This is a genomic window from Amycolatopsis sp. NPDC049253 (genome assembly GCF_040678995.1).
GTDB lineage: Bacteria > Actinomycetota > Actinomycetes > Mycobacteriales > Pseudonocardiaceae > Amycolatopsis.
The window spans coordinates 1-1,295 of the sequence record NZ_JBFAQX010000081.1 but is presented as its reverse complement, the minus strand read 5'-3'; the positions used below and the strand labels follow the sequence as shown (position 1 = coordinate 1,295).

At 68.0% G+C, this 1,295-nt stretch carries 1 protein-coding gene; it reads left to right on the top strand.

Annotated elements, in window-relative coordinates; all coding sequences use genetic code 11:
- On the top strand, window positions 1-1,116 hold the full coding sequence (locus tag AB0K15_RS48010) for an IS701 family transposase (protein ID WP_364067928.1): 1,116 nt from the start codon (window positions 1-3) through the stop codon (window positions 1,114-1,116).
- Window positions 1,117-1,295 lie beyond the last annotated feature (179 nt).

Sequence of the window (1,295 nt, the reverse complement as noted above, 5' to 3'; positions counted from 1 at the left end):
ATGGATCAGCTGGATCGGGTGCATGAGCGGATCGGGGGCCGGTTCGCGCGGTCGGAGCCGCGGGCTCGGGCTCGGGAGTATGTGTCCGGGCTGGTCGCTGGCTTGGAGCGGAAGAACGGCTGGACGCTGGCCGAGCAGGCCGGCGAAGTGTCGCCGGATGGGATGCAGCGGCTGCTGCGCTGGGCGGACTGGGACATCGACGGCGTCCGCGATGACGTGCGCGACTACGTGGTCGAGCATCTCGGTGATCCGGGCGGGGTGTTGATCGTGGACGACACCGGGTTCCTGAAGAAAGGCAGGATGTCGGCCGGGGTGCAGCGGCAGTACTCGGGGACCGCCGGCCGGATCGAGAACTGCCAGATCGGCACGTTCCTGGCTTATGCCTCGCCTCGTGGGCATGCGCTGATCGATCGGGAGCTGTATCTGCCCGAGCCCTGGATCGCCGACCGGGACCGGTGCCGGCGGGTGGGGATCCCGGCGGGTATCGAGTTCGAGACCAAGCCGCGCCAAGCCATGGCGATGCTGGCACGGGCGTTCGCCGCGAAAGTGCCGTTCGCGTGGGTGACCGCCGATGAGGCATACGGGCAGGTCAAGTACCTGCGGTTGTGGCTGGAGGCCCACGATGCCGCGCATGTGCTGGCCACCAAGGTCAACGACACCCTGGTCACCACCGGAGGTCGCGAAGCCCGCGCCGACGAGCTGATCGCGGACCTGCCGGCCCGGTCGTGGCGGCGGCTGTCAGTCGGTGCCGGGGCCCACGGGCCGCGGGAGTACGACTGGGCGCGGGTGCCGATCCGGATCGGCTGGCAGGCCGGGCGAGGCCACTGGGTGCTTGCCCGCCGCTCGATCACCGATCCGACGGAGATCGCCTACTACGTCTGCTACGGGCCCCGCCGCTCGACGCTGCTGGACCTGGCCTGGGTCGCCGGTAGTCGGTGGCGGATCGAGGAGTGCTTTCAGCAGGCCAAGAACGAGGCCGGGCTGGATCAGTATCAGGTTCGGTCGTGGCGGGCATGGTATGCCCACATCACGCTGTCGATGCTTGCCCACGCCTGGCTCGCCGTCTCACGATCCCTTGTCACAAAAGGGGAACCGACGCCGTCAAGGCGGGCATGATCGGATTCACGCTACCGGAGATCCGGCGCCTACTCACCAAGCTGGTGTTGCGTGTCGCCGACGCCGTCGAACACATCTGGGCCTGGTCTCACTTCCGCCGCCGACGACAACACCAAGCCCGCCTCAGCCACTACAAACGACGCGGCTACCCACTCACCTAACTGCCGTTGCAGTACTAG

Coding starts and splice junctions, on each gene's coding strand:
- AB0K15_RS48010 (WP_364067928.1), top strand. CDS start 1: ATGGATCAGCTGGATCGGGTGCATGAGCGGATCGGGGGCCGGTTCGCG.